At 30.8% G+C, this 22,590-nt stretch carries 16 protein-coding genes, 4 tRNA genes and 1 other annotated feature; of the genes, 16 read left to right on the top strand and 4 right to left on the bottom strand.

Annotated elements, in window-relative coordinates:
• Positions 1 to 2: 2 nt before the first annotated feature.
• From C1I91_RS01130 to addA, 9 genes are all read left to right on the top strand, one after another.
• Positions 3 to 236, top strand: a complete 234-nt coding sequence (locus C1I91_RS01130) for a DUF1667 domain-containing protein (RefSeq protein WP_128210843.1) — start codon at positions 3 to 5, stop codon at positions 234 to 236.
• Between the two features lie 220 nt (positions 237 to 456).
• Positions 457 to 659 (top strand) — a binding site (T-box leader).
• A 539-nt stretch (positions 660 to 1,198) separates the two neighbouring features.
• A tRNA-Ser gene (locus C1I91_RS01125) sits at positions 1,199 to 1,289 on the top strand.
• A gap of 32 nt (positions 1,290 to 1,321) precedes the next feature.
• A tRNA-Ser gene (locus C1I91_RS01120) sits at positions 1,322 to 1,412 on the top strand.
• A 378-nt stretch (positions 1,413 to 1,790) separates the two neighbouring features.
• A tRNA-Ser gene (locus C1I91_RS01115) sits at positions 1,791 to 1,881 on the top strand.
• A 33-nt stretch (positions 1,882 to 1,914) separates the two neighbouring features.
• A tRNA-Ser gene (locus C1I91_RS01110) sits at positions 1,915 to 2,005 on the top strand.
• A gap of 112 nt (positions 2,006 to 2,117) precedes the next feature.
• Positions 2,118 to 3,008 (top strand): metallophosphoesterase, encoded by an 891-nt coding sequence (locus tag C1I91_RS01105; protein WP_128210842.1) that lies wholly within the window; start codon positions 2,118 to 2,120, stop codon positions 3,006 to 3,008.
• A gap of 243 nt (positions 3,009 to 3,251) precedes the next feature.
• Positions 3,252 to 3,791: a GNAT family N-acetyltransferase gene (locus C1I91_RS01100; RefSeq protein WP_128210841.1), complete on the top strand. Its 540-nt coding sequence runs from the start codon at positions 3,252 to 3,254 to the stop codon at positions 3,789 to 3,791.
• A gap of 347 nt (positions 3,792 to 4,138) precedes the next feature.
• Positions 4,139 to 7,603: a helicase-exonuclease AddAB subunit AddB gene (gene addB / locus C1I91_RS01095; protein ID WP_128210840.1), complete on the top strand. Its 3,465-nt coding sequence runs from the start codon at positions 4,139 to 4,141 to the stop codon at positions 7,601 to 7,603.
• A complete protein-coding gene (addA, locus tag C1I91_RS01090; protein WP_128210839.1) occupies positions 7,603 to 11,412 on the top strand; it encodes a helicase-exonuclease AddAB subunit AddA in 3,810 nt (1,269 codons plus the stop codon). The genes addB and addA overlap by 1 nt, the downstream gene beginning before the upstream one ends.
• Positions 11,413 to 11,470: 58 nt before the next feature.
• On the opposite strand, the gene C1I91_RS01085 is transcribed toward addA, so the two are convergent.
• The 3 genes from C1I91_RS01085 to C1I91_RS01075 form a co-directional block, all read right to left on the bottom strand.
• Positions 11,471 to 11,776 (bottom strand): hypothetical protein, encoded by a 306-nt coding sequence (locus C1I91_RS01085; protein WP_128210838.1) that lies wholly within the window; start codon positions 11,774 to 11,776, stop codon positions 11,471 to 11,473.
• Positions 11,777 to 11,942: 166 nt separating this feature from the next.
• Positions 11,943 to 12,887 carry an AEC family transporter gene (locus C1I91_RS01080; protein ID WP_128210837.1) on the bottom strand — a complete coding sequence of 315 codons (945 nt, stop codon included), beginning with the start codon at positions 12,885 to 12,887 and terminating at the stop codon, positions 11,943 to 11,945.
• A 19-nt stretch (positions 12,888 to 12,906) separates the two neighbouring features.
• Complete coding sequence (locus C1I91_RS01075; protein ID WP_128210836.1) at positions 12,907 to 14,253, bottom strand: CCA tRNA nucleotidyltransferase; 1,347 nt, start codon at positions 14,251 to 14,253, stop codon at positions 12,907 to 12,909.
• Positions 14,254 to 14,414: 161 nt separating this feature from the next.
• Between C1I91_RS01075 and C1I91_RS01070 the strand changes: the two genes are divergently transcribed.
• The 7 genes from C1I91_RS01070 (at position 14,415) to C1I91_RS01045 (ending at position 20,727) form a co-directional block, all read left to right on the top strand.
• The gene (locus tag C1I91_RS01070; RefSeq protein ID WP_205694265.1) at positions 14,415 to 15,380 is read left to right on the top strand and encodes a 3'-5' exoribonuclease YhaM family protein; all 966 of its coding nucleotides are present in this window, start codon (positions 14,415 to 14,417) and stop codon (positions 15,378 to 15,380) included.
• A gap of 666 nt (positions 15,381 to 16,046) precedes the next feature.
• Positions 16,047 to 16,184 carry a hypothetical protein gene (locus C1I91_RS27940; RefSeq protein ID WP_164880405.1) on the top strand — a complete coding sequence of 46 codons (138 nt, stop codon included), beginning with the start codon at positions 16,047 to 16,049 and terminating at the stop codon, positions 16,182 to 16,184.
• A 77-nt stretch (positions 16,185 to 16,261) separates the two neighbouring features.
• Positions 16,262 to 16,582: a PqqD family protein gene (locus tag C1I91_RS01065; RefSeq protein ID WP_164880404.1), complete on the top strand. Its 321-nt coding sequence runs from the start codon at positions 16,262 to 16,264 to the stop codon at positions 16,580 to 16,582.
• Positions 16,560 to 17,948, top strand: a complete 1,389-nt coding sequence (locus C1I91_RS01060; protein WP_128210834.1) for a B12-binding domain-containing radical SAM protein — start codon at positions 16,560 to 16,562, stop codon at positions 17,946 to 17,948. Before C1I91_RS01065 ends, C1I91_RS01060 begins: the two co-directional genes overlap by 23 nt.
• A gap of 16 nt (positions 17,949 to 17,964) precedes the next feature.
• Positions 17,965 to 18,639 (top strand): hypothetical protein, encoded by a 675-nt coding sequence (locus C1I91_RS01055; RefSeq protein ID WP_128210833.1) that lies wholly within the window; start codon positions 17,965 to 17,967, stop codon positions 18,637 to 18,639.
• Positions 18,640 to 18,670: 31 nt separating this feature from the next.
• On the top strand, positions 18,671 to 19,999 hold the full coding sequence (locus C1I91_RS01050; protein ID WP_128210832.1) for a hypothetical protein: 1,329 nt from the start codon (positions 18,671 to 18,673) through the stop codon (positions 19,997 to 19,999).
• 44 nt (positions 20,000 to 20,043) lie between these two features.
• Entirely contained in the window at positions 20,044 to 20,727 is a 684-nt protein-coding gene (locus tag C1I91_RS01045; protein ID WP_128210831.1) for an ATP-binding cassette domain-containing protein, read from the top strand.
• Positions 20,728 to 20,925: 198 nt separating this feature from the next.
• Here the strand turns inward: C1I91_RS01045 and C1I91_RS01040 are convergent, their stop codons facing one another.
• On the bottom strand, positions 20,926 to 22,278 hold the full coding sequence (locus C1I91_RS01040) for a L,D-transpeptidase (RefSeq protein WP_128210830.1): 1,353 nt from the start codon (positions 22,276 to 22,278) through the stop codon (positions 20,926 to 20,928).
• Between the last annotated feature and the right edge of the window lie 312 nt (positions 22,279 to 22,590).

The following is a 22,590-nucleotide window of genomic DNA, read 5'->3' as shown; positions in this document are numbered from 1 at the left end:
ACTTGGCAGATCAAGAGATATTTACAAGCGTTGTTAGGGTAAAGGGTTCTAGTAAATATAACCTAGTTTCAGTAAAAAGTAGCGAAGCTATAGATAAGAGCATGTGGTTAGAACTATCAAAGGTACTATCAAGGATTTATGTAGGAGCTCCTACTAACATGGGTGATGTAATATGTAAAAATATATTGAATACTGGAATTGATATAATAAGCACAGCCAATATAACTAAGGATTAAATAAAGGCTGTTTTCAACAGGGTGTTTTAGCAGAGCCTAAATAAAAATAGCTGTTTACGTATATATATATAAAGTCTTTAAAAAAATCATATATAAAAGTTCTGAAGCAGATAGTTTTTATTAATACAGTATGTAATAATTTTACATAAATAAAATATTTTATTCTAATAATCATTGACATTATATATTGCTATGGAATATAATATATTAAAATTATATAAATAAACTGCTGATAAGGCTAGTAGTAATTTTCAGGTTTTTAGAGAGTCGATGGATGGTGTGAATCGATAACTTGTAATTATGAATCCACCTTTGAGGGACTGCGATGAGTAGTACGGTTATACCGTTATATAAATTAAGAGGATAAAAGGAAGAATTCTTTTTATCAACTAGGGTGGCAACGCGGAGCTTTTCGTCCCTATATGGGATAAGAGCTCTTTTTATTTTGCTTAAAATTAAATATAGTTAAATATGCCCATGTGTTAAGTAAAGAGCTACTAAGATATTTTGTGTTTATAAGAAAGTCAAAGCCCAAGATATTTCTTATAAGTAAATACGTATTTCATTGCAAATCACATTGAAAGAATAATTTATATAAACTTAAAATAATTAAGCCCAATTATTTTGAGGATCTATAAATAATTTTATAACATGAAAATATTAGTAGCTCATTACTATCAAATATATTATACAAGAAAGAGTCAATTAAATGTAGAGTTATTTTATATTTAGTTGGCTGTTTTTTTATTGTTAGGGAAAATATAAAAAATAAAGCATACTCGACTTCCAGATTTTCCTCATATACACTGGCAAAGGCAGATGTGCAAAAAAAGAAATCTTATTCACCTGAAAGATCTTTCTTAAATACCTTAAGAAAATGCATACACGCAAAAAATATTGAAAATTATTATATTTAGTGTTGACATGTTAAATTTAAGTTGATATAATAGCAAATGTGACACGGAGAGATGGTCGAGTTGGTTTAAGGCACCGGTCTTGAAAACCGGCGTACGGGTGACCGTACCGTGGGTTCGAATCCCACTCTCTCCGCCATTTTTTTATAAAAAATTAATTGTAGGACACGTGGAGAAATACTCAAGTGGCCGAAGAGGCGCCCCTGCTAAGGGCGTAGGTCGGGTAACCGGCGCGAGGGTTCGAATCCCTCTTTCTCCGCCAGAAGCATTTAGTTAATAACTAAGTGCTTTTTTTATTTCAACAAAATCCTCATGAAGTCTAAAGTCTCCACAAAAGTATAATGAAAAAATCTGTATCTTTCACAGGAAAGTATAAAATTTTTTCCAAGCTAAAACTAGTAATATAAAACTTTTATAACAGCTACAACATTCTTTTAAAAAATGTTTATTAATAAGGTTATTATTTTTCTTATTGGGTATTATATAATTTGTGGCATTAAGTATTATTAAATCTTTACCTAACATAGTTACAATAAGTGTATTAAGTAGTTGTGAACAATTTGAAATATGAACAAAAAATTATAAATATTATGTTGACAGAATATTTTTTCGTTGATATAATAAAAAATGTCGTTGACATGGAGAGATGGTCGAGTTGGTTTAAGGCACCGGTCTTGAAAACCGGCGTACGGGTGACCGTACCGTGGGTTCGAATCCCACTCTCTCCGCCATTTTAATAACAAAATTTTAATCGTAGGGCATGTGGAGAAATACTCAAGTGGCCGAAGAGGCGCCCCTGCTAAGGGCGTAGGTCGGGTAACCGGCGCGAGGGTTCAAATCCCTCTTTCTCCGCCAGCAAACACTCAGTTTTATAACTGAGTGTTTTTTTGTGTTTTTATATGTATCTATTGATTTAATGGAAGCATATAATAATAAAGCATAAATAATAATACATGAAGATTTATATATGAAGAGAGATATATTGACCAGTATAATGGATAGATCACCAGAAGTATGCTTTGACAGAAATAGCAAAATTGCGTTTATAAGTGATTGTCATAGAGGAGATGGAACTTATAAGGATGACTTGCTGCCCAACGCCAATATATATATGACTGCATTAAATTATTATTATAGAAATGATTTCATTTATATAGAGATTGGTGATGGCGATGAATTATGGAAGGTTAAAAGTATAGAAGATATATATAATACCTACCCAGATATATTTAAGTTACTTTTAAAGTTTAAGGACGCAAACAGATTTTATATGCTTTTCGGAAATCATGATGAAATAAAGGCAACTAAAAAGTTTAGGCATATGATAGAAAAAATAGACAGAAGTGAAGATGAGAATGAACTTTATAACCTTTTTCACGATCTTCCTATATATGAGGGCCTAATATTAAATTATGAAAATATAAAGAAGCTATTTATAATACATGGCCATCAGGTAGATAGATTAAATTATAACTTTGAACCTTTCGCATCCTTTATGGTTAGGTATGTATGGTCATTTTTAGAGGGACATCTAGGCTTTAAGAATGGAACAAGTCCTGCTAGAAGTAATACTAAGAGAAAAAAGGTTGATAGAAAGCTTCAGCAATGGGTTAAGAATAACAACCAACCCATTGTTGCTGGACATACCCATAGATCAAGGATGCCAAAAGCAGATGAGATACCATATTTTAATGATGGTTGCTGCATTCACCCTTATTCCGTGAGTTCAATTGAAATAGAAAAGGGAAAGATATCACTTATAAAATGGAGCATAAAATCATTGGAAAACGGAGTTCTCACTGTAAAAAGGGATATTATAGGTGGGCCAGAGCTTCTTATTAACTATGGGATATTTTAACTTAGCGTTATATGAATGGGCTTAACCCCACTCCATCTGAAAAAATTACTTAAATCTAACTACTCGCTTATATAGCAGCTCTTTTATAATCACTTAATTTAAATAATATTGTTAAACATAGTCTTATATTTAAATTAAGTAAGGCTACTATAAGTTGGGAAATAACTAATATTATGAGTTGAACCATATATTTACAGGATATATAATAGAAGGGGATTACTTTATGCTAAAGAGGGTGTAAGGGTGTTAAAGGGTAAAAAGATATATTTAAGATCAGTAGAGAAGAGGGATGTAAACATATTTTATAATTACTCTACTGATAAAGAAATACGTAAGTTCGATGGAGGGAATATGATCTTTCCTTCTATCGAATATGTGATGCAGCATTTTGATGAAATAATGAATGTGTCTAGAAAAACACTTAGTATAATCAATGAAAAGAGTGTTTTAGTAGGATATTTGACCTATAAGGAATTTGAAGATACAGCAAATGTATATACTATTGGTATTACAATAGGAAGCCAATTTTGGGGAAGAGGATATGGACAGGACTCTATAATGGTTTTATTAGATTATCTATTTATGTATAGAGGTGCACAAAGGGTTGAGCTAGAGGTAGTTGATTATAACTTAAGAGCTATAAGATGTTATGAGAAATGTGGGTTTGTGAATGAAGGGAAAAAGAGAAATAGGTATTTTTCTCAAGGTAATTATCATGATACACTAATAATGGGGATTTTAAGGAATGAGTTTGATAAGCTAAGGCTAGAAGCTATAAATTAATTAAATTGAAAGCTATGAGTACAGGTAATTAATATTATCTGTACCTTTTTATTTTATAGGCTCTGCTAAAAGTTAAACAATATTATTAAACATAGCCATTTAATAAAGGATAATCCTAATCCAATTATTTTTAAGCATCTATAACGGCTTATTAAAGGTTTACTAGCTCAAATATAAATGTATATTTAAAGCTTTCCTAATTTCTGAGAGGGGATTTCAAAATATAAATTTTAATATGAAGTGGTACATCTATATGTATAGGTAATACGGTAAAAAAAGAAAATTTAGGTTATAATTAAAGAAGAACTTATAAATTATCTACATTGATAAAGGTAGGAGATACGTGTATGGGAATAAAGTTTATTTACGGAAGAGCTGGCAGCGGAAAAAGCTATTATTGCATAGAAGAAATTAAGAAAAGAATTGAAGAAGGAAAAGAAAATAAACTGATACTATTAGTGCCTGAACAGATAACCTTCCAAACGGAAACAAGACTTCTAAAGCATATTGGAGAAAAAAGTGTGCTTAAATCCGAAGTTCTAAGTTTTAAGAGAATGGCCCATAGAGTTTTTAACTTTTGCGGTGGAATAACTCACAAGCGAATGAATGAAGCAGGTCGTAACATGCTTATTTTTAAGGTACTTGAAGAGGTTAATGAGCGTTTAAGTGTTTTCTACAGAGCGTCTAAGCAGCAGGGTTTTGTGGACGTTGTTTCAAGAACTATAACCGAGTTTAAGAAGTATAATATTACCTCGGAAATATTAAATGCAACTATGCAGTCTATGAGAGAAGATAATGAAGAGCTTAAAATGAAGCTAAGTGATTTATCAATAATATTTGATAAGTTTAACGAGCTGCTTCATGAGAATTATATTGATTCTGAAGATGAATTAAACATGCTTTCAGATAAACTTGATGATTGTAATATATTTGATGGTGCAGATATATGGGTCGATGAGTTTACTACCTTTACTCCTCAGCAATTAGGAGTGCTAGGTAAGCTGATGAAGAAAGCTAATAATATATATGTGGCATTAACCTTAGATGAAACTCATGGAAGTGATGAGACAGATATCTTTAACGTTACTAAGAATACTGAGAAAAAGCTTTTAAGAATAGCTGCAGAAAATAATATTCCTTATGATGGCTACTTAGATTTAAACAATAGGGAGAACTATAGGTTTAAGGAAAGCAGAGAATTAAACCATTTAGAAAGACACTTTTTCTCTTATCCTTTTGTTCATTATAAGTGGGCCAATGATGATATAAGGCTATATAAGGCTAATAACAACTATGATGAAATAGAAGTAGTAGCAAAGGATATATTAAGGCTGGTAAGAGAACAAGGATATAGATATAGAGATATTTCAGTAGTTTGCAGGCAATTAGAGGATTATGAAAAAATAGCTTCTGTAATATTTAATCAATATAATATTCCATATTTTTTAGATAAGAAGAGAGACATAGTAAGTAATCCACTTATAGTTTTAATTACCTCTGTATTTGAAATATTATCGAGAAATTGGTCTTATGAGAGCGTATTTAAATATTTAAAGACAGGTCTTACAGGTATTGATGGCGAGTACATAGATATATTGGAAAATTACGTTTTAGCCAATGGAATAAAGGGAAAAAGATGGCTTGAGGATTGGTGGGAATATAAAATTGACCCATTTAAACAAGAAGGAGAAGAGTTATCAGAGGAAGAAAAGCAGAGAATTTCTCTTATCAATGATATAAAGGATGAAATAAGAACTCCGTTAATTAAGTTTTACTCTGATATAAAAGGAAAACATACAATAAGAGAAACCTGTGTAGCCTTATATGATTTTATGAATTCTCTGGATATTATTGAAAGAATGGATAGCTTGTCTAAATCCTTTGAAGAGAAAGGAATTGGAGATAAGGCTAAGGAGTATGACCAGGTTGTAGAGATAATTATGGAAGTACTAGATCAGGCTGTAGATGTTATGGGAGAAGAAGTAATAGAAGCCAGTGACTTTATTAAGATACTAAATGTAGGGTTTGAAAAGTATGAGATAGGACTTATACTAGTAGCTTTAGATCAAGTAAATATAGGTGAAATATCAAGAATAAGAAGCAGGGAGCTAAAAGCCCTTTATATAATTGGTGCCAATGATGGAGTTTTTCCAGCCTCTAATAAAGATGAGGGAATACTTTCAGATATGGATAGAGAATTATTGAGAAATCAAGGGGTAGAACTTGCCTCTGATACGAAAACTAAGGCTTTTGAAGAGCAGTTCTTAGTTTATACAACTCTAACTATGTGCAGCAATTACTTAATGATAACCTACCCTTTAGCCGATTTTGAGGGAAAGTCTTTAAGACCATCTATAATAATACCTAGACTTAAAAAGATATTTCCTAACATAAAAGAAGAGAGTGATATATTTAGGCTTAAAAACAATGAATTTGAAAAGGTAGTAGCTCCTATACCTACCTTTAATGAACTTATTGGTGCAGTAAGACGAGACTATGATAAAAAAGAAATAGAAGATTATTGGGCAGAGGTGTATTCTTGGTACAAGAGTAAGCCAGAGTGGAAGGAAAAGGCTGATAGCATATTTAAGGGGTTAAAGTATAGCAATCAAGAACAGGATATAGCAAGGGATAAAATAAAGAAAATATATTCTGGCAACAGTGATAACCTATTATTTAGTGTTTCAAGGATAGAAAAATATGCTCAGTGTCCTTTTGCCTATTATGTTCAATACGGTCTTAAGGCTAAGGATAGGAAGGTTTATGAATTCACTCCACCAGACCTTGGAAGTTTTATGCACAATGTATTAGACGAGTTTACTAATTATATAAGAGATAAGAAAATTCATTGGGATGAATTAGATGGAGATAAGTGTAGGGCAATAATATCAGATATAGTGGATAAGCAAGTAGGAGAAAGTGCAGCATCTATATTAAACAGTTCAAAACGATATGAGTATTTTACTAATAGATTTAAGAATATATTAACCAAGTCAGTTAGTGTAATATCTGAACAGATGAGGAGGAGTAACTTCGATATATTTAGAAATGAGTTTGAGTTTGGAAGCTATAAAGATAGTGAGCCAATAAAACTTAAGCTTTCTTCTGGGGATGAGGTATTTCTAACTGGTAGAATCGATAGAGTAGATACTGTAGAGTTAGACGGACAAACTTATATAAGAATAATAGACTATAAGTCAGGAAGTAAAGAGTTTGATTTAAATCAGTTATATTATGGATTACAAATTCAGCTATTAGTTTATTTAGATGCTTTAATTAAAAACTCTAAATACTTTTTAGATAAACAAGTAATACCGGGAGCAATCCTATATTTTAGAATAGATGACCCTATTATAAAGTCAAAAAGGGATTTGAGTGATGAAGAGCTAAAAGAACAAATACTTAAGAAGCTTAAGATGGATGGTCTTCTACTTAAAGATGCTAGACTAGTTAAGGCAATGGATAAAACCATGGAGACTTATTCACTTGTAATTCCAGCAACCTTTAAGAAGGATGGAGACTTTACTAAACAGAGTGCCGTTATAACAGAAGAGCAGTTTGATATATTAAGAAAGTATGTAAATGAGAAGATGATTGAATTATGCGAAGAGATGTTAAGTGGACGTATAAAGATTGAGCCTTCAAAGGATGGGAAGTTTACTTATTGTAGTTTCTGCAACTACTCTCATATATGTCAGTTTGATTTAAGCCTAAGTGACAATAAACATAAGGTAATACAAAAACATAGTGACGAAGAGGTGTGGAAAGAGATAACTAGCGTTGTGGTTAAGGATCTAGGAGGTGAAAAGTAATGGGAGATACGAGATGGACGGAAGAGCAGTTTAGGGCAATAACTACTAGAGGTAGAAATCTATTGGTGGCAGCAGCTGCTGGGTCTGGTAAAACCGCAGTATTAGTAGAGAGAATAATAAGAATGATAACTGAGGGAGAAGAACCGGTAGATATAGATAGTTTATTAGTAGTTACTTTTACATCTGCTGCAGCTGCCGAGATGAGAGAAAGAATTGGAGACGCTATATCTAAGGCACTGGAACATTCACCAAACTCTAAAGTGCTTCAAAGGCAGCTAGCGCTACTGAATAGATCCAATATAACTACTATGCACTCCTTTTGCTTAGATGTTATAAAAAATAACTTTCATCATATAGATCTAGATCCTAATTTTAGAATTGGTGATGATACAGAAGGTACTTTAATAAGAAGTGAAGTAGTAAGTGAGTTGTTTGAGGCTAGGTATGATGCTGAGGATGATAACTTCAAAAGATTGGTAGACGCCTATGGACAAGGAAAAGATGATAGTAAGCTTCAACAGATGGTATTAGATTTGTATCAGTTTTCTATGAGTGAACCTTGGCCAAAAGCATGGCTTAATGAAAAGTGTGAGAGTTTAAATATTAATACAGAAGAGGAATTAAGCCATAGTGAGTGGGCTAAGATATTAGTTAATAATGTTGAGATTGAATTACAAGGATCATTGAAGCTTCTTTATAACGCTAAGGAGCTATGCGAAGTTACAGAAGGTCTAGAGCTTTACTTAATCAATTTAGAGGATGATATAAATCAAGTAACCAACATAAGAGAAAGTATTTGCGGTGGTATTAGCGCCGTTTATAACTCACTAAGGGACTTTAATCCATCAAAGCTCAAGTCAGTGAAGAAGAACCAAGTATCTGACGAAGAAGCTCAGCAAAGAGTGAAGGATATAAGAGATGAGGTTAAGAAAAAGGTAAATAAGATGAGAGATGATATATTTGCCATACCCCCAGAAGAGGCTATTAAGGACTTTAATACCTTACATTTTCTTATATCAGAGCTTGTGAGTTTAGTACTAGAATTTGATGAAAGATATAAAGGCAAGAAGAGAGATAGAGGCATATTGGACTTTAATGATCTAGAACATCTATGTCTTAAGGTTCTTACTGAAGAAAAGGAAGATGGCACTATAGTTCCCTCAGCTGTGGCTAGAGAGTTTAAGGCTAGGTTTAGTGAAGTTCTAGTTGATGAGTATCAGGATACCAACAATATTCAAGAAACTATAATAGATATGGTTTCTAGAAAAAACGATGAAAATCCTAATGTATTTATGGTCGGAGATGTAAAGCAGAGTATATATAGATTTAGACACGCTAAGCCAGAGCTATTTTTAAACAAATACAATAGCTACTCTGAGCAAGGTGACCATGATATGAAGATAATGCTTTATAAAAACTTCAGAAGCAGAAAAGAAGTAATAGATGGAGTAAACTATGTATTCAATATGCTTATGTCTAGAACTGTAGGTGAGCTTGAATATGATGAAAGAGAAGCTTTAAACCTAGGAGCTGACTATAAGGATTTAGATATTGAAAATATATATACTGCACAAGAGGAAGTCAGCGTAAGTGATATAGATATCGCAGGAGATATAGAAGTTCATATATTAGATAAATCAGCAAAGAAAGAAGAATCTGAAGAAGAGACTCAAGACTCAGAGCTTCAGGAAGAAACAGAAGGCAGTGGAGAAGCTGAAGAGGATCTAGATGCAATTCAGATTGAAGCAAGAATTGTTGCTAAGAGAATACATGAGCTTATGAATGCTGCTAACTGTAAAAAGTACATGGTTTGGGATAAGGGCTTAGAAAGCTATAGAAGACTTAAGTATAAAGATATAGTAATACTTCTAAGAGCAACAAAAAACTGGTCAGAGGTATTTGTAGAAGAGCTTGGTCAAAGTGGTATTCCTGTATATGCGGATACTGGAACTGGTTACTTTGATACTATTGAAATAAGAACTATAATGTCTCTATTACAGGTAATAGATAACCCTATGCAGGATATTCATATACTATCTGTACTTAGATCACCAATTTTCTTATTTTCTTCAGAAGAGTTAGGAGACTTAAGACTGGTTGACAAGAAGAAATACTTCTATGAAATAATAAAAGACATAGCAGAGGATGAAGTACAAGAAAATATATCTGAAACTCTTAAAAAGAAATGTATCAGCTTTATGGAAAAGCTTAAGGTATGGAGAGATAAAGCTTTGTATATGCCTATAGATGAATTCATATGGTACTTATATATGGACACCTCTTATTATGGATATGCAGGGGCAATGCCTAATGGAGTTCAAAGGCAGGCTAATTTGAGGATATTATTCCAAAGAGCTAAGCAGTATGAAAAAACAAGCTTTAAAGGCTTATTCAACTTTATTAACTTCATCAATAAACTCAGAAAATCCTCTGGTGATATGGGAAGTGCAAAGATACTTGGAGAAAATGAAGATGTAGTTAGAATAATGAGTATACATAAGAGTAAAGGACTAGAGTTCCCAGTTGTATTTCTATCTGGCTGTGGAAAACAATTTAATCTTATGGATTTAAACAAAGAGATACTTTTCCACGATGAACTAGGTTTTGGACCTGAATATATTGATGTGGATAGAAGAATAAGCTATACTTCCCTTCCAAAGCATGCTATAAAGATGAGATTTAAGCTTGAGGCCCTTTCTGAAGAAATGAGAGTTTTATATGTTGCCTTCACTAGAGCAAAAGAAAAGCTTATAATAACTGGAGCGGTGTCCAATCTTGAAAAGTCAGCAAGGAGATGGTGTTCCTCCGCCAATCTTAGTGAAGAGAAGATACTTTCTTCAGAGGTTCTTAAAGGAAAGAGCTATATGGATTGGATAGGTATGGCCCTTGCAAAGCACAAAAATGGAGAAGAAATAAGAATGTCTGGCAATACAATTGTGGATTATATTAAAGGTGACTTTTCCACATGGAGTATAAAGTATTGGTCAAAAGCTGATGTAGTTGTGGATGAAAAATTAGAAGTTGTGGATGAAATCTCTCATGAGGAAGAGGAAAAACGTCTCTTTATCTACAACGATATAGAGGATATAAGGGACGACATTGATAGAAGGCTAGGCTTTAATTATAAGTTTAGTAATGCTACTAAGATAACAGCTAACATATCTGTTTCAGATCTTAAAAGAGCAGCCTATGAAGAGGATCAAAATGAAATATTAACAGTATATAAGGGAGATAGAATAAGAAAGCCTCAATTTTTACAAGAGGAAAAGGGTTTATCTGCAGCTGAAAGAGGTACTATAGTGCACTTTGTCATGCAGCATATAGAGCTTGGTAAGGTAAGAAATATAAATGAAATAAGAGAACAGATTGAGGAGATGATTTTAGGAGAGTTCTTAACTAAAGAACAGGCTAAGGTGGTCAATGCAAGTAAGATATTTAAGTTCTTCCAAAGTGGTATAGGAAAAAGAATCATAGATGCCTTTGAAAATGGAAGTATGTTATATAGAGAATTACCTTTCTTTACAGAGATACCAGCTTACCTTGTGGATAAGTCTTTATCTGAAGAAGAGGGTAGGAATGAGTTAGTTAGATTACAAGGAGTTGTAGACTGTTTCTTTGAAGAGGAGGATGGCTTGGTACTTCTTGATTATAAGACTGACTATGTTGAAGAAGGCAATGAGCAGGAGATAAAGGATAGATATGAGATTCAGCTTAGCTATTACGCTGATACCTTAGAAAAGATAACAGGAAAGAAAGTTAAGGAAAGATATCTATATCTATTTGGATTGGATAAAGAAGTGAAGTATTAATTAAAGAATTAGAAGCAAAAAGAACAATATAAAAATACACCTTAAGATCAAGATGTATCTAAATCTTAGAGGTGTATTTTTTTCTTATTAAATTATCAAATATAACTAAAATACAAGCAGGAATACCTAGTAGACTTCTAATAGAATCAAATCCATGAATTAAGGCTGCTCCTAGTAATAGATAGATTATTCCTATACAGAAAAATAAGATTCGCTCACTTTTAAGATAGTTATTTTTATCTAATATATTAACTTTTTTTGAATTAGATATAAAAAGTTTTTTAGGCCCAACCATGGCTATTACTGTAGATATAACGCCTAAAAATATAAATAAGTAGTTTATAAGCTTGCCAATACTATCCATTATATGTCTCCTTTACTTAAAGTTTTTTATTCATAATTATTATAAATACATGCTAATTCAATGGTAAAGATATTTTTAAAACTTCACTAGCCCCTAAAAAGAGAATTTGAAAATTTATATCTTAAAATAAGGTTTTAATGGATCTAAGTGATTTAATATGTCTTTATTATAGCAAATATTTAAAGAGAAATACATATATTGGGATAAACATAAAGCTTGCTATTAGTGAGGTTGCATTCAGTACAGAAGAAAACTTATAATCTCCATTATATTGTCTAGCCACTATAGCTACGGTATTCATTACTGGCATAGCAGACATAACGATGAATACTTCCTTCATAAGTAAAGGAAAAGATGTAAAGCTTAAAAGTACAAAAGCTACAATTGGAGATACGATAAACCTTCCTATTAAGATCAAAAGAGAATCTTTATCTACTTTCATCTCTTTATAATTCATGTTTGACAAGATTGAACCTATAAATATTGTTGAAAGTGGAGTTGTTAGATTTCCTAAGTACCTACAGCTATCAACTAAGAATACTGGTAGTTGAATCTGCAAAAGTATTAGGGCGGCTGATAGGATAAAAGCTATAAGTGGTGGAGAAAGTATATTTTTTAGGTTGCTTTTAGAAAAAAATCCACCAGAGGTTTTCTTGCCATCACATCTTATATCATAGGCTGCTATAGACCAAAAGAACAAAGTGTTTATTATATAGTATATTAAGATATAGGGGAGAGCCTTTTCTCCAAATATAGATATGTTTACTGGAAGCCCTACAAATATAGTGTTTGATAGACCAAAGAGCGCTCTGAAGACGCCCTTTCTATCTTTTGATATATTAAAGAATTTATATACAAAGGAGCCTATTAAATAGGTTGTAGAAATCGATAAAAAAGCTAATAAGTATCCTCCAAGGGAATTAATGAATTGTTCCTTAGTAAAGCTAGTATTTAGGTTAGCTATCATGAAAGCAGGTAGAGATATATTTACTACCATTTTAGACATAAGATTGTCTGTGCTTTCATTAAACCAGTTCTTCTTTCCAAGGAAGAAGCCAACAGCTATAAGAATGATTAGTGTTATAACCCCGTTAAAAGCATTGATAATCATAATAAAATCCTTTCAAAAACTATTTAGAAGGCTTATTGTAAGCTTGGTATTCTTTAGCTAATTCAAATAACTTTTCTCTGCTGTTTAAAGAAGGATCTTTAAGTACCTTTTCTAATAGATAGTTTAGAAGTTCTCCTAAGTGTTTACCTGGTTTTAATCCTAATTCATTTATCAGGTCATTGCCGTTTATGGCTAGTTCCTTAGAGGATAAGGGAGCTTTTGAGTTTAATATTTCATTGATTTTATTCTCCATAATATCTACATGAGCTAAATACAAGAATGGAGGAGCAGAGGACAGTATATCAGCTCTTTGAAGTTTAAACAAATCAAAAACTAAACTCTTACCAACCCTATTTATCATACGTTTAAGAGCTATATCTGTTGGAGCTACAAGCACATTCATATGTTCCTTTACCAAGGTACAAGTCATATCTGTAGTTAAGTTATCTACTCTCAGTCTTCTTAAAATCTTTCTTGTAAGATTTTCTCCCTTATTGTTATGACCATAAAAGTGACCAATGTTATTTTCATCTAAAGTAAAGCATATGGGTTTTGCTATATCGTGAAATAAAGCTGCAAGCCTTAGATAAACTATGTTTGGCACTTTTTCCACAACAGAGATGGTATGGTTAAAGATATCTTTATCATGGTATGGAGTATGCTGATCGAAGCCTATGCAGATAGCAAGTTCAGGTAGTATGTGCTCTAGTATACCTGTATCTGCTAGAAGCCTTAATCCTAAACTAGGATTGTCGGATATTATTAGTTTTATAAATTCATCTCTTATTCTTTCAGCACTTATATTCTTTATAAGATCATTATTTTTCTTAATGGAAGTTAAGGTTTTTTCTTCAATAGTAAAACCTAATTGAGCTGCAAATCTTATGGCCCTCATCATTCTTAAGCCATCTTCGTTAAATCTCTTATCAGGATCTCCAACGGCTTTTATCAATTTATTTTGAAGATCTTCATTCCCATTAAAGTAATCTATAAGGCCTTCGTTAGAATTATAAGCCATAGCGTTTATGGTAAAATCTCTTCTTGATAAGTCTTCTTTTATATCAGAAACAAACTCTACAGATTCCGGTCTTCTATTATCTATATATTCCCCATCAATTCTATAGGTGGTTACTTCATAGCTGTTTCCATGGATAAGCACCGTTACGGTACCATGTTTTATGCCAGTTGGTATTGTCTTTTCAAATAATTCTTGGATTTTATCTGGTAGTGCATTAGTAGTTATATCATAGTCGTGGGGAGATACTTCTCTTAGACTGTCTCTAACACATCCACCAACTATAAAGGCTTCATAGCCATTTTCATAAAACTTATCTATTATAAACTTTACTTCCTTTGGAATGTTCATGTCATATCCTCCTATAGAAACTAATTGATACTTTCATACTAATTTAAGTATATAATATATAGTATAAGCATTAAATAAAATATTTTACTAACTTATGTTTATGTTTCTATAACTAAAGATATAATTATTAATAGGATATTGACGAAAGGATGTAAGTTGCATTGGGTATAGAATTGAAAAAAATTAACGAATTTGAACAGAATGAAAGAATAGAAGGCTTTTTCTTAATAAAATCACTAAGCTTAAAAACAGCAAATGCTAACGGAAAAAAATACTTGGATTTTGCTTTAGGGGATAGTACTGGAGAAATAGCGGGAAAGCTATGGGAAGTTAATGATGACAATGAAAATGCTTTTAAGGATAACACAATAGTTAAGATTAGAGGAATGGTTTCTGCTTGGCAGGGAAATCTTCAGCTTAAAATAGAAAAGATAAGAAATATAGATAAAGAGGATGACGTGAACATACAGGATTATGTTCAAAGTGCGCCTTTTGATAGTGAATACATGTTCTCAAAGATAAAAGAATATATAGATAATATGAAAAACCAAGATATAAGAAATATAGTTGGGTATCTATTTGAAAGTTCCAAAGAAAAGTTAATGTACTATCCAGCGGCTAAAAAGAATCATCATGCCATAAGAGGTGGTCTATTATATCACATAATGACAATGCTAACTGTAGCAGAGAACTTAAGCTCAATTTATACATTTCTAAATAAAGATTTACTTTACGCAGGAGTGATACTTCATGACCTTGGCAAGATGAAGGAAATGGATTCAAATGAACTAGGTATTGTATCTGAATATAGTTTAGAAGGTACACTACTTGGACACATAACCCAAGGAATAAAAGACGTTGAGGTTGTGGGAGAAAGCTTTAAGGCTGACAGAGAAGTCATTGTACTACTACAGCATATGATACTATCTCATCACTATGAGCCAGAGTACGGAAGCCCCGTAAAGCCTATGATAGCTGAGGCTGAAATGCTTCACTATATAGATATCATTGATGCAAGAATGTATGATATAAGAAGAGTCACAGGCGAGACTGATGAAAAACAATTTTCTGAAAGATTGTGGTCACTGGAGAATAGAAGAATATACAATCATGGTTTAGATAAATAGTTTATAAGCATCCTCTACAGAACATATTAGTAAAGATATTGTTTTGTAGGGGAATTTTTTTAGCTAATAAAGTGGTTTAAGTTTTAATATAGTTATCTAATTGTAGTAGTGTGAAACTTTATTTTATTGTTATGGATAGGTTAATCTAATAACTTATAAAATGAGACTTTAAGTTAGTTGTGTGCTATACAGATATAATAATAAGATAAAAATAAAATCTAATTTATATGTTTGTTATTAATAAGTTAATTGTTTTATTAGTTAAATAAACTATATAAATTAAGTTATTTTAAATTAGTAATTACTTTGCATGTGACATAATTAATTTACAAATTTAATATTGTACTCGCCAATGTTGAGTAATATAATGTATAATATACAGTAAAATGGTATATATGTAAATATATATTAAGAGAAGTTGTTCAATGAAACACAAATTGAAACTTTATTGGATTTTTAATATAATTATTTGTTAAAATTTATATTTTATGGATGCATATTCTATATGGGCAATGGAATATATGGAGTAATTGAGTATATTACTATGAAGGTTTCTTGATTTAGTTAGTCTTTATATATTATATAAAGTTCTATACTAGTACAAGTTATCTATATATTATAAGTCAATATTTGCATGTAGTTTTGACTTTGATGGGAGGTGGGAAAATGAAGTACGAAGAACCAGTTATGGAGATTATTGAGGATGAAGAGGTTTGTGTTGATGTACATTCTTCTGCATTTGCTCTAGCAGTCGTTGGGGCAATTGTAATTTCAGTATTATGGCCTCCGACATCGGCATCTTAAATGACAGTAGGAGAGTATTATAATATGCTCTCCTTTTAAGTGGAAAATTAATTTAGTAAAAGAAAGGATTGATGTATATGTTACAATTTAAACCTTGTAGAGTAATTCAAAGCTATAAGATTGAAGATAACAGAGCTTATATTATTGGGTTTAATCATGTTGTTGAGTTAAACTCTGTATCTGCAGTGTTTTGGGATATGGCAAATGGTAAAAACACAGTTGAACAGATTATTAAAAGGATTGTTAATGTTTTTGATATATCTGATGAAGATAAGGTTTACGATGATATATGCAGATTAATGGAAATGCTAAATCAGGAGGGAATTTTAATAAAGAACTGGGATCCATTATATAAAGATAAGGTAGGTGTTTTATATGAAAAAAACGAGAGCTTATAGTAAGTTAGATGTTCTTTTGATAAATGCACCATCTCCATTTCCAGGTAGTATTTTATCTCATAGGTTACAGGGGCTTCCACCATTAGGTCTAGGTTATATAGGTACATGGCTTATTAGAAATAACTATTCTGCTAAGATACTTGATTTTTATATTAAAGAAGTTACTATTATTGATTTAGAAAGTTTAATTAAATCAGATTATCCTAAAATTATTGGAATATCGACAACTACTGAGACATATAAGTGTGGTTTAGCAATTGCAAAGCATATAAAATTAATTGATAGCGATATAGTAGTATTTATGGGTGGATGTCATGCTACATTTGAATATGAGGATGCATTGAAATCAGGATTTATTGATTTAGTTGTAAGACATGAAGGGGAATTAATAGTAAAAGAATTATGTGACTACTATATAAAAGGTGTTGGTAGTCTAGATAAGATTAAAGGGATTTCATATATTAGTGATGGTGTAATTAAGAAGAACCAACGTAAAGAATTTATTGAGAATTTAGATATGTTACCTTTTCCAGATAGAAGGTTATATGACCTAGAGAAATATGCTGTGCCAGCAAGTATTTCTACAAGTAGGGGGTGTCCAGGAAGGTGTATATTTTGTGCAGCTACGGCTTTATCAGGTGGACGGTATAGAGTAAGAACAGCAGAGAATGTTATAGAGGAATTTAAATACTTAAAGTCACTTGGCAATAATCATATACAAATAGTAGATGATACAATGACTGCAGATGTAGATAGATTACATAGGTTACTGAAGCTACTTAAGGAAGAGAAATTAGGTGTGACTTGGAATTGTGAGTCAAGAGTTGATATAATGACTAAGGAGCTATTGAAAGAAATGATAGAATGTGGATGTACTTCTATCCAATTTGGCGTAGAGACTGGTAGTCAGGAAATGTTGGATTGTCTAAGAAAGAGTATTACTATTGAGCAGATAAGAAATACCTTTTTGTGGGCTAAGGAGTTAGGAATTAGCACTGCTACATGTTTAATGATAGGACAACCATATGATACAATTGAAACTATTAATAAGTCAATAGAATTTGCATTAGAATTACAGTCTTATGGAGCAAAGGTAGTTTTTAGTGTATCAACGCCTTTCCCAGGTACATTTATGTATAATAATCCTGAGAGGGTTGGAATAAAGATTATGGATTTTGATACAGATAACTATAATACACTAACACCAGTATATGATACAGACAATTTTAGTAGGGAAGATATACAAAAACTCTATTATGATGCTCTAATAAAATTAAGCAAAGGGCAAATAAGGCCAGAAGCAAAAGAGATTTATAGAAGAATAAGTAAGTACTTAAAGCAACAAGTTGCTGAAATAACTAACTAAGTAGGAGAATTGGTTTATGGTCGATAGTTTTCATGTTGATATACCACAAGGCAAAAAAGAAAACTTTTTCTCATTATTGGTATATATAATGTTGCAGGTATTTATAAATTTAATTATGCCTATAGCAAGTGTTATAATTATAATACTGTGTTTAAATAAGGGGATTTTTAAACCTAATATGGTTATAAATATAGCTATATTTATGTTTTTGATATTTATGTCTATAGTAATAGAAGAAACCTTTCACGCTTCTATTTTAATAATTCAGGGAAGAGGAGACCAAGTGAAGTCACTACAGTTTGATACTGTAAAATTAAAAAAAGTTAGAATTTGTATAGGGGTTTCAGTGTATTTTAATGGTAAGTTTAATAATAATGATATATTATATATATCATTAGCAGGCCCTATTATGTCATTATTTTGGGGTGTGATTTCAATTTTCTTTACTATAATATTTTTTATTGCATTTAAACATACAATTTATATTAGATCAGTATTACGGTTAATATTTGGATTCTTGATTGTACCTTTTTTTTCATTGATGCCTTTAAATAAATATTTCATTACAACTGATGGATATAAAGTATATATGCTTATAAGAAAGTTTAACATAAGTTTAAAGAATGTTTTGAAGGTAATACATATAATTTATAAATATTCTTTAACATTCGTTTTTAGAAGCTTTAAGTAATAACTGTACTTTTATCTAAGGAGTTTAATTTATGAATACAAGTTTAATACATTGGCTAAGAGCTAATGATTTAAAGAAAATATATAGGCAGTTAACTATATATTTAGGCTCATTTTTTTTGCTAAACTATTGTGGTGTTTTTTTAAAGATATTTCTTTGTTACAAGTATGGTAAGAATTATGAGCATGTAAATGAATTAATTATTTTAATATATAGTGTTATTATGATTAGTGTAATTATACGAAATATAAAGAACTTTATTACTAATGGAGAAATTACATTCTTAAAAGGTGTTTCTTATAACGATGTTCAGGTATGCATAATAGGATTACTCAGACAAAGAAGCTACTTTTATGTGCTTTCTTGCATATATGGAGTTATTAATTTTAAAACAGATATATTAGGAATTGTTATGAATTTGTTTGGATATTTACTATTATACTTGGTAATATACCAAGTAATAATGTTAGTTTTCTTATCAATTAATATATCATTAATTGGTAAAAGATTAATGATGGCAAGTGGTTATATATTAGTAGCTTTAAGTTGTTATAAACTTTTTAGTATTAGAACTTTGTTATTAAACAATGGTTATATAACTCAAACATTATTTAATAATTATTTAGTGAGATTCATTTTACAAAAACTATATAACGACTTTTCTTTTATATTCTTTTTCTCTATGTTTTCATGCATATGTTTTACGGTAATTGTAGGTAGGGCTCATATTTATGATTATCACATAAACTATCATAAAGTTAAATTTGATAACATAAGAGATTTGTTTTATAAACCAACTAATTTTAATAATGCAGTTATAGCACATATAATAAAAGATTATTTTTCTTTAATAAGAAATGTAGATTTTTTTATCCTACAAGTTTTTTCTTTTTTAGTTTATATAATTATTGCTTTATTTAATAATGATTTAAAAATATATTTGATTATAACTAGTGTTATTATCTATTTAAACGTTGCATACTGTCAAGAATTATATAAAATTGAGGCAAGTAATTTTATACTTTATAAGCAGTTACCAATAAAGTATAATGTGTTTGTTTTTTCTAAAATAATTAGCGTCTTATTTATATCAACGTATCAATTTATATTGGTATATTCCATAAGATCTATATTACTTCACCAATTACTATTAGTTATAGTAGGTTTAATTGTCTTATCTTCATTTTTGTCAATATATTACAATAGTATATTAGTTATGCACTATCCAAAGATAGATAAAACCAATATACCTATGTTGGTAGAAAGTGTTCTATTATTCATACCCGTTCTACCAATACTATTAATTTATATAGCACTAAAGAGAGGATATAAGAATTGGATAAGGTATTTTTATAATTGATAATACTGAAATTACATTAAGTATTTAGGGAGAAGTGGTGTTCTATGCTGGTAGCTAACAAAGTTACGAAATTGTATTCAAATAACATGGGAGTAGTTGATTTCTCTGCTGAAATAGAAGATGGAGAGATTTTAACCCTTATAGGTCCTAATGGTTCAGGTAAATCTACAACATTAAAAATTATGGCAGGTATAATGAAATCTGAAAAAGGTAATGTTTTAATTGATAATATGGATACAATTTCTACAAGTACTAAAAGATATATTGGATATTTACCAGAAGAAATGTTTCTATATGAAAAGATGAGTGTATATGAGCTATTGACGTTTATAGCTTCTACTAAGTTCAATAAAAATTTGAAAGATAGTATTAAAGAAGCTTTGATCGATTATGATTTATGGGAGCATAGACATCAAATTATAAAGAATTTATCTATGGGAATGAAAAAGAAGGTTGGGATAATTAGTGCATTTTTAGGTGAGCCAAAGCTAATAATACTTGATGAACCCACTAATGGACTAGATACCAAAGGAATAATTACATTAAAGAAACAAATAGGTCATTGTAAGAATAAAGGTAGTATTATTATAATATCTAGTCATATCTTAGATTTTGTATATAATATAAGTTCAAGATTTATCTTTCTAAAGGAAAGTAGAGTAGTAAGAGATATGTACTATAATAATAGCTTAGAGTTAGAAAAGATTTATTCGGAGCTGTATATTTAGTAATAAGTTTAATATATAGTTTGGTATATAATTAAAAAACATAAGTTAATGATAAGAAAAATATATATTTTAAATATAATATTATCTTTATATATGAGCTTAATGAAATACTTCAAGTTGTAAGTAAGTTGATAAAACAAAGATTAAGACTCAGCATTCGGCTGAGTCTTAATCTTTGTTTTTAATAGGCTAGGGGGATTAGTTTATTATTACTTTCGACCCTCTAGAAACATTATCATATATCCATTTTGCATCTTCTACTTTAAGTCTTACACATCCATGGGAGGCTGCCTTACCTAAAGTAAAGTCTGTTATTTGACTCTTAGATGAGTTGTAAGGCAGTGAGTGGAATAAGTAATTTCCATCGAACTGAACCCAGTACTTTGCGCCTTCTTTATATTCATCTGAATAGAACCAATCACCTTTTTCCTTTACTGTGAATATTCCTGATGGAGTTTCACTTCCCTTTATTCCTGTAGAGCATGAAAAGCCCTTTAGTAAGTTCCAACCATTCTTCTTACCTTTATAAACATAAGTTTTTTGACTTGATAAGTTTACATATACAAGGTAAGAAGTATCAGAGCTAAGGTTAAGTGAGTTTATAGTGTTTGAGTTTATGACCATAGCCGATACAGAAGTCGTCTTAGAACTAGAGTCTGTACTACTTTTATTAGTTCCGTTTTCTGACTTTGAACTTGATTTAGGAGAATCAGTTTTTGAATCCTTTGATGAATTAGTGGTTGCGGTATTAGACGAAGTACTATTGGAAGCTGAATCGTCCTTATCATTAGCTGAAGTTTTACTGCTAGAAGACTTGTTTACGAAATCATCTTTATCCTTCTTATATTCATCAATTTTACTTAACACCTCTTTATCATTAGAGTAATACTTTGTATTGTCCTCTAAAAGTGAGATTGCCTTTGAAAAGTAGTTTTCTGAAACCAGTTTTTCAGCAGAACTTAAGGTTTCTTGCTTTATACAATTTGCCACTTCTTTTTTATATTCTTCCGCTTTTAGGAAGTTGTCATCATAATTATTTACCTTATCAAAGGCAGCGTAAGCATCTGCATAGTTTTTATCCTTATAAAGCTTCATTCCTAGTGAAAAGTTGTTAGCTGAGTCAGTTAGTAGAGGAATTTTCTTTTTAAATTCACGAATTTTATCACTAACCACGCCGTATCTATCTACCTCGTTCAATACTGACAATGCAGTTTCATCCGATATATTGTTATTTTTATAATTAGAAATCAAGTCATCTATATATGTTGAAAAGTAATTTTTTAAATCACCATATAGCAATAGTTTTTTTGCAGGATTAAAATTCCCTTTAGAAACTATTAGAGAATTAGCTGCTGAATAATCCTTTTTATCAAAATCGATTTTAAAATCACTGATTATATCATTATAAGCATAAAAGGAATAAGACATTGCTATACAAAAAAGTGCAAATATGCTTAAGATAATAATTTTGGATAAAGGGGGCTTTCTTTTTTTAATACTTTCATTAACTTCATTACTTTCATCAATTATATCATTTTTATCATTTTCCAAATTATATCCTCCGTTGACAAAACTTTATAAAACTCTATAAAGTTCATTCCTTTTTCGTTGAACCCAATTTTGTAAACTCAAAAGAGTAAACTACTTCTGTTTGATGTAGTTCTCCAAAGGCTTAAATTCCCGTACAACGCACGGTACATATTCGTAAACGCTTGTTAGTGCTTAATTTACGAAGTGTCAACAATCTCCTTTCTTAATATTTATCAAATTAATCTTTATCTCTTCACACGGTGCTAAACACCCTCACCATTGACTACATCACTTTCGCAATGTATGGGAATCACAATAGACCACCGACCTCAA

This window comes from Clostridium manihotivorum, assembly GCF_004015185.1.
GTDB lineage: Bacteria > Bacillota > Clostridia > Clostridiales > Clostridiaceae > Clostridium_AR > Clostridium_AR manihotivorum.
The sequence above is the reverse complement of the archived record's forward strand: the minus strand, read 5'-3'. Positions and strand labels throughout refer to the sequence as shown.